The organism is Devosia sp. (assembly GCF_028290645.1).
Lineage (GTDB): Bacteria > Pseudomonadota > Alphaproteobacteria > Rhizobiales > Devosiaceae > Devosia_A.
Genome location: NZ_JAQGJL010000042.1, coordinates 1 through 6,651, shown reverse-complemented (window position 1 = coordinate 6,651; position 6,651 = coordinate 1). Strand labels below are relative to the sequence as shown.

At 62.4% G+C, this 6,651-nt stretch carries 10 protein-coding genes; 4 read left to right on the top strand and 6 right to left on the bottom strand.

The window, feature by feature from the left end; all coding sequences use genetic code 11:
- Nucleotides 1–615: transporter substrate-binding domain-containing protein (locus JWQ89_RS02510; protein WP_299638132.1), on the bottom strand; the 615-nt coding region annotated here is incomplete at its 3' end.
- Nucleotides 616–784: 169 nt separating this feature from the next.
- Here JWQ89_RS02510 and JWQ89_RS02505 point away from each other — a divergent pair.
- The gene (locus JWQ89_RS02505; RefSeq protein WP_299638130.1) at nt 785–2,485 is read left to right on the top strand and encodes a glycosyltransferase; all 1,701 of its coding nucleotides are present in this window, start codon (nt 785–787) and stop codon (nt 2,483–2,485) included.
- A gap of 191 nt (nt 2,486–2,676) precedes the next feature.
- On the opposite strand, the gene JWQ89_RS02500 is transcribed toward JWQ89_RS02505, so the two are convergent.
- Nucleotides 2,677–2,892, bottom strand: coding sequence for a hypothetical protein (locus JWQ89_RS02500; protein WP_299638128.1), 216 nt, complete (start codon nt 2,890–2,892; stop codon nt 2,677–2,679).
- Between the two features lie 19 nt (nt 2,893–2,911).
- Nucleotides 2,912–3,166: a hypothetical protein gene (locus JWQ89_RS02495; protein ID WP_299638126.1), complete on the bottom strand. Its 255-nt coding sequence runs from the start codon at nt 3,164–3,166 to the stop codon at nt 2,912–2,914.
- A gap of 148 nt (nt 3,167–3,314) precedes the next feature.
- Between JWQ89_RS02495 and JWQ89_RS02490 the strand changes: the two genes are divergently transcribed.
- Nucleotides 3,315–3,464 carry a hypothetical protein gene (locus tag JWQ89_RS02490; protein WP_299638124.1) on the top strand — a complete coding sequence of 50 codons (150 nt, stop codon included), beginning with the start codon at nt 3,315–3,317 and terminating at the stop codon, nt 3,462–3,464.
- Between the two features lie 196 nt (nt 3,465–3,660).
- Here the strand turns inward: JWQ89_RS02490 and JWQ89_RS02485 are convergent, their stop codons facing one another.
- Genes JWQ89_RS02485 through JWQ89_RS02475 form a run of 3 tightly spaced genes read right to left on the bottom strand, consistent with a single transcriptional unit; the run spans nt 3,661 to nt 4,657 of the window.
- Nucleotides 3,661–4,200 carry a hypothetical protein gene (locus tag JWQ89_RS02485; protein ID WP_299638123.1) on the bottom strand — a complete coding sequence of 180 codons (540 nt, stop codon included), beginning with the start codon at nt 4,198–4,200 and terminating at the stop codon, nt 3,661–3,663.
- Nucleotides 4,200–4,466 carry a hypothetical protein gene (locus JWQ89_RS02480; RefSeq protein WP_299638121.1) on the bottom strand — a complete coding sequence of 89 codons (267 nt, stop codon included), beginning with the start codon at nt 4,464–4,466 and terminating at the stop codon, nt 4,200–4,202. The genes JWQ89_RS02485 and JWQ89_RS02480 overlap by 1 nt, the downstream gene beginning before the upstream one ends.
- Nucleotides 4,466–4,657 (bottom strand): hypothetical protein, encoded by a 192-nt coding sequence (locus tag JWQ89_RS02475; protein ID WP_299638119.1) that lies wholly within the window; start codon nt 4,655–4,657, stop codon nt 4,466–4,468. The genes JWQ89_RS02480 and JWQ89_RS02475 overlap by 1 nt, the downstream gene beginning before the upstream one ends.
- A 219-nt stretch (nt 4,658–4,876) precedes the next feature.
- Between JWQ89_RS02475 and JWQ89_RS02470 the strand changes: the two genes are divergently transcribed.
- Together JWQ89_RS02470 and JWQ89_RS02465 are read left to right on the top strand one after the other, a co-directional pair.
- Nucleotides 4,877–5,530, top strand: a complete 654-nt coding sequence (locus tag JWQ89_RS02470) for a DUF4433 domain-containing protein (RefSeq protein ID WP_299638117.1) — start codon at nt 4,877–4,879, stop codon at nt 5,528–5,530.
- Between the two features lies 1 nt (nt 5,531).
- Nucleotides 5,532–6,572 carry a macro domain-containing protein gene (locus tag JWQ89_RS02465; RefSeq protein ID WP_299638116.1) on the top strand — a complete coding sequence of 347 codons (1,041 nt, stop codon included), beginning with the start codon at nt 5,532–5,534 and terminating at the stop codon, nt 6,570–6,572.
- Nucleotides 6,573–6,651: the final 79 nt, after the last annotated feature.

Sequence of the window (6,651 nt, the reverse complement as noted above, 5' to 3'; positions counted from 1 at the left end):
GAGCCAGAACGAGGCGCGCATGGCATCGCCGAAATAGGCATCCACCTCGCCCTTCGAGAGCGCCTCGAGGGCCGCGATCTCGGTGTCGAACGGGACCAGTTGCGCCGAAGGCAGGTAGCGGGTGATGAACTCGGCATGGGTCGAGCCGCGACGGACGGCGACGCGCTTTCCCTGCAACTGCGCCGGATCGAAGCCCGGCGCCGCAGCGACCGGCGTGACGAAGCGGCCGGGCAGCATCAGGTAGATCGAGGAGAAATCGAACAGCTCAGCGTTCTTGGGCGTCAGCGCCAGTCCGGCGATCAGCGCATCGCCCTGCTTGTCCTCGAGCGCCTTGGTGGCCTGGTCCCAGGGCCAGGCCTGGATGGTGCAGGCGATCTTCAGGTCGGCGCAGAGGGCGCGCGCCAGATCGACGTTGAAGCCGACCAGTTCGCCCTTGTCGTCGCGGAAGTTGAAGGGCGGGAAATCGGCGGTGGTGAGGAAGCGGATCGCCGGAACCGCCGCGAGGCTCGGCACGATTTCGCGGGCGCCGGGATCGACATGATAGGGCAAGGCCTGCGCCACCACCGGCGCCGACGGGACGAGCAGCAGGGCGAGAGCGAACAGTAAGGCGCGCATGGGTTCCGGGCGGGCGGGCGTTTGACGGCTTATCGCCCAAATCGTCGGCAAAGGCGAGGGCCGGCGCTGCTGCCTCACCCGACTCGATTTCAGTTGACGATAACGCGCGCGTGATCGCTAATCGCGATGGTCTATTTAGAGCATACTTCAAGTCATTGTGGTGGGTGCAGTGTCGGAGGCGGGGGCGCTTCTTCACGCAATACTTGCCGGGCATGTCGACGGCGAGACCGAAGCCTTGTTACACCTCGAAGCAGCGCTGGCGCTCGAGGTAGATCCGCTCGACTATTGCGCCAACCGCTTCGGGCTGGGCGACGTGCTGGTGATGGAGCGCGCCGCCGCATGGGCGGGCCTGGCGTTCGCCCCAAAAGTCCCCAACACGCTTCCCGGCAGCCTGGTAATCGAGCGCATCGAGCGGCTTGGGGAAGTCCGCACCTTGCGGGCGAAGCTGTTCGAGCGCGAGGTGGTCTACAGCGCGCCGCGCTTCGGCGAATTCCTGAAGCTCCGTCGCCATGTCGAGTTGCACCCCGAGTTCCGGCGCCATTTCTGCGTCGTGCCGGCGGTGGCGATCCGGGCGGAGCTGGCCGCGGCGAGCGAGGAAGAACTGCTCGACGAGGCGCGCCAGCGGCTGGTGCGGCGCTGGCCGCGGGCGAGTGGCAGCGTGAGCGCGCCGACGCCGGTGCGAGTCGGGTTCGCGGCCGGGGTTACGCTCCTACTGCTGTTTGCGCTGCTGGCGCCGAGCCTTTCGCGGCCGGCCTTCCTGCCGATGGTCGGCGCCATCCTCGTCATTCCGGCGTTGCTGAGGTTCTGGGCGGCGGTCAGCCGGTCGCGCGCGCCGCCACCGCCGGCGATGCTGAGCGACGCAGAGCTGCCGGTCTATACCGTGCTGGTGCCGTTGCGCGACGAAGCCCCGATGGTGGGGCAACTGGCCAAGGCGATGCGCAACCTCGACTATCCGCCGGAAAAGCTGGATGTCCGGTTCGTCGTCGAGTCGCGCAGCGCCGCCACCGTTGCTGCGGTGCGCAAGGAACTGTTCGATCCGCGCTTCGAATTGCTGGTGGTGCCGGACGCCCTGCCCCGCACCAAGCCCAAGGCGCTGAACTACGCGATGCCGCTGGTGAGCGGGGAATACATCGTGGTGTATGACGCCGAGGACATCCCCGACCCGGGCCAGCTGCGGCTCGCCGCGAGCACCTTTGCCGAGCAACCGGAGATCGATTGCCTGCAGGCGGAGCTGGTGATCGACAATGCGCGGGAGAGCCTCCTCGCCGCGCTGTTCGCCGGCGAATATGCCGGCCAGTTCGGGCTGATGCTGCCGCTGCTGGCCCGGCTCGAGCTGCCCATGCCGCTCGGGGGCACCAGCAACCACTTCCGGATCGAGACGCTCAGGCGGCTGGGCGGCTGGGACTCCTTCAATGTCACCGAGGATGCCGATCTCGGCGTGCGGCTGGCCCGGCGCGGCCTCAAGACCGCGACGATCGAAAGCCGGACCGGCGAGGAAGCGCCGCTGGTCCTCGGCTCCTGGCTCAAGCAGCGGACGCGCTGGATGAAGGGCTGGATGAGCCTGTCAACGCAAATAAACTTCGTCAACGTTTACCGTACCTTGAGGGAGAGTGCGGCGCAGGCGTTCGGTATCATCGCAACGCTGTCGCAACACTTTGATGGCCCCGCTTATGACAGCCCCTCTCTCTCACGGCGGGAACAGGGGTTCGATTCCCCTTGGGCGCGCCAAATTCTACCGCCGGGGGAGAGTGTCCAAAATATGTCCAATATTGGTGCCGGCATGCGGCTGCTGACGCGGCTGCTAGTCTCTCCGTCGGCACGAACGCGGTATCGCCCCGCTCACCGTGGCGCTGACGCCGGGGAAGAGTGAGCGCGAGTTCTTTCAACGGTTCGTGCCGGCGGATGGCCGAGCGCATCAGGAAGGCTGTTCGCCGCACCCTACGCCTGAACGAGTTTGGAATGCGCTACACCCGCAGAGCTGACGGGCTGCTCCGGGAGGCGCGCTTAGGCGACGACCGTGTACGGCCACGAGTGGTGCGAGTAGAGGAAGTCCCCACCACCTTACCGGTCCGTCAGCTTAACCTTGATGCGGAACTTCGTGCCGAGCTTGTAGCGCCGCGTGTCCCGCATCTCCCTCGGGCATTCGACGCGGAGGTACGTGGGGTACAGCTCCCCAGCAACCGGACGGATGTGGACAGCACCATGCAGCCCTGATGTCGCTTGTTTCTCGTAGCTCTCGACGACGATGTACCGGTACGGCTCGTTGACCTTGGCCACTGATGATCCTCTTGACGACCTATTCGGTCTCGCCTTTCGCTTTCCTCCGCAACGCCAGCCCAATCTCGGCCAAGGTGCCCAGGGCGAGCGCGAACGCGATGACCCTGGTAGCGCGGTTGATAAGCTCCCCAGACGATGAGGCGGCGGTGTAGCGGGCGAGAGCTTGCTCGTAGGGGCCGACCCATCCAGACGCTATCGACCAAGCCATGGCGAACTCTGCTACGCCGACGATGAGCGCCAGCACGGCAACGATACGCGACAAGTGCGAGAACACGTACAATCCCCCAGGACGACCCGCTAAGACTACATGATCGGGGCCCCCTGCTGTCAAACTCCAGTGCAGCGGGTTAGCAGGAGTTTCCGCTGAACATCGTGCGGTGATACTGAGCAACCCTTCTAGGTCGCAATGGGTCTGAGCGGACTTGAGCAGTGACATCCGCGCAACGTTGGTCGGCGGCGAAGGCGACAAGCTGGCGCCGGAAGGATATGACCATCCGGTGCTGGACTGGCAGCACACGATCAAGCAGGTGACATTCGACGAAGGCACCCACAAGTTCGGCTATGTGCCGTAGCACAAGGCCACCCCCCACCGGGGACCCGGGGTTGGAATAAGGATTAGAATTGGGGCCGTGGTGAGTTTTCCTTAGCAGTCACGGCAGCATAACGGCCAGATGAGCCGGGCCATTTAGTGTCGCTCGCCGGCACCTGATCTCCTGCCGGGCTGGCGAAGCTCCAGACGCCCCCGGCCTGTTGAAGCTCGCCGTACTCCTAGCTCGGGCTGCTCCAAAGGCGTTCGCTCCCGTCGGGCAATTGCCAGCTGATCCGGAAATGCTCACTACCGCAGCATGGCGCTTTGATCCTCTTGCCGACCTCGTCGACCATGACGTCGGGTCCGATCGCTGCGATCAGCGTCCTCAGGTCCATTTCGTTCGCACCCTTGCACGGCTTCACCGACTTCAGCCCTTGGTGGCGTCGTTCGCAGATCACGAAGAGCCGCCAACCGTTGTGCATGGCGGTGGCCAGCATGGGCGGCACCACACGACGGCCACCGGGGCCGCGCTGGATCTGGCATTTGTCGGCGTTGTAGTTGATGTCGTTGATCGCCGGCGGGTTCAGCGCCCGCTCGCAGCCACCGTCCTTGGCAATGAGGTCGAAAAACGCCGCCTCTACAACGTCGCCGAACTTGGCGAACAGGCGGTCGGCCCGGTAGCGGCCGCGCCGGTCGCAAAGTGCGCACTCGACGGCAATGACCTTCTGCCCCAGCTCGGACAGGACCGGAAATGAGCCGTTCCGCCAGGCCACAGTCATCAGGCTCTCTTGCTTCTGCCCTCGAGTTGGGTCAGCGGCTGCTCGGGAGTGCCGAAATAGACGTCCGGCCGCCGCGCCCCGCATATCGGACAGTCGAACCGATACCGGATCTCGCGCAGCCCCATGAACATGTCGAAGTCGTCGCCGAAGGTCAGCGTGATGACGCTTGGCTCGATCTTCGTCCGTGTCAGGCACTCGGGGCAGTCCTGGATAACGAACTTGCCGGCCAGCTGAAACTCGCGGGCAGTGACGGGGATGACTGCCATCACGCCCTGCCGGCGTTGAACGGCACCCGGCTCTTAGCCTTGAAGCGCTTCTCCCGTCGACTCAGCGCAGCCCGTACCAGGCCAATGTCGGCGCCGGTCATCTGCGCGATATCCTTCGGCTCGAGGTAGGGATGCTCGGCCTTGAGCTGGCGGATGCGGGCCGACTGGTTGGGTTGGATAGCTATGGTCACGGTCACCTCCGATCGTCTGAGGTGAGGACTCATAGCACCGTGAACAAACGCGGAACATACGCTTCTCGCGGCTGATCATATTTCCCTTTCTGCCCGGATGGTTCCGACCTGGTGCGGCATCGCAAAGTAGAGGGTCTGGGGATTAAGAGCTCTTGTCCGGTCACGTCTGCGACGGTTACACCTCTTTGTGGCCGCTTCGGCTGAGAGGAACGGGACGCGATGCCGGCGCCGGCGCAACCCAAGATTTTTCACATCGCACATGTGGACCGGCTGGCTTCGATTGCGGGTGATGGCTTGATTTTGTCTGATGTAGCCATCCGCGCCGCTCAGAAGCCTGGCACCGTGATCGGCATGAACAACATCAAGGAGCGCCGCCTAACATCGAGATTGTCCAGCTACCCGGATCTGGCGGTCGGCGCGTGCGCGCCGTTCTATTTCTGTCCGCGCTCGGTCATGCTATTTATGATCTTCAAGCGAAACCCGGAGCTGCAGTATACCGGGGGGCAGGAGCCGATCGTGCACCTAGAGGGTGATCTTCATCGGGCGATTACGTGGGCGAACGCCGCTCCCAGGAGATGGGCTTTCACCCTTTCGAACGCCGGCTCTAACTACTTCGAAGACAGAGCGGACGCGGCACATCTCGATCAAATTAATTGGGCGGCGGTGGCGAATAACGGGTGGGGCTATAATGGCGTCGACAGGTCGGTGAAGGAAGGAAAACAGGCGGAATTCCTCATGGAAACCGCGTTTCCCTGGCACCTTGTCGAAAGGATTACCGTTCACTCTCAGGCGATCGCGCTACGTGCGGATGCTGCACTCAACGGTGTCGCTCATCGGCCGCCAATCCAAGTGAAACGCGACTGGTATTATTGATATGGCGAACATCAAATTCGAGCAGGGAAATCTTTTGGAGGCCAACGTTGATACGCTGGTCAATACGGTCAACTGCGTTGGCATCATGGGCCGAGGCGTCGCACTTCAATTCAAGAATGCCTACCCTGATAATTTCGCCGCTTACAAGCGAGCCTGTGATCTAGACCAAGTGCAACCTGGTCGGATGTTCGTATTCGAAACAGGCCAGTTCAATCCTCGCTACATCATCAACTTCCCGACGAAGAGGCATTGGAAAGGCAAAAGTCGGATGGAAGATATCGACAGCGGGCTGGTCGCGATGGTTGAGGAAATTCGGAAGCGCAAGATTAAGTCAATCGCACTCCCTCCCCTGGGTAGTGGTTTGGGTGGGCTCGACTGGCGGGAAGTTCGGCCACGCATCGTCGCTGCCTTGACGCCGATAGATGATCTGGCGGTCGTCGTTTTCGAACCTAGGGAAGCACCCGCGGCGACGAAGTCAAAGGCAGTTCCCAAAATGACTATGGGCCGAGCGGCGTTGGTAGGGCTGATGCATCGCTATCTGCAAGGCCTGATGGATCCATTCGTCACCTTACTTGAGGTCCACAAGCTGATGTATTTCATGCAGGCGGCGGGACAGGATCTCAACCTCAAATATTCGAAGGCAGCATACGGACCTTACGCTGAAAACCTGCGTCACGTGCTCAACGCGATCGAGGGCCACCTGGTCTCCGGATATGCTGACGGAGGCGACGACCCCGAGAAGCAGATCGAGCTCGTGCCGGGCGCCATAGAGGACGCTGGGAAGTTCTTGGGCTCGGATCAAGACGCTGTTGCGAGGTTTGACCGCGTGGCTGATTTGGTCGGCGGCTTCGAGACACCGTACGGATTGGAGTTGTTGGCCACCGTTCATTGGGTAACGACGCAAGAAGGTGCGGATAGCGCGAAGGCCGTGATTGAACAAGTCCACTCGTGGAACGATCGAAAACGCAAATTTACGCCGCGGCAGATCGAGCTCGCCTATCTCACCCTGAGGTCCAAGGGTTGGACTGAACTGGCAGCCTAGTGCCACCCGCATGGTAAATGGTGAACAGCGGCGAAACGAGCATTTGCCGATCAAGTTTGAGTCTGATACCCAACTTGCA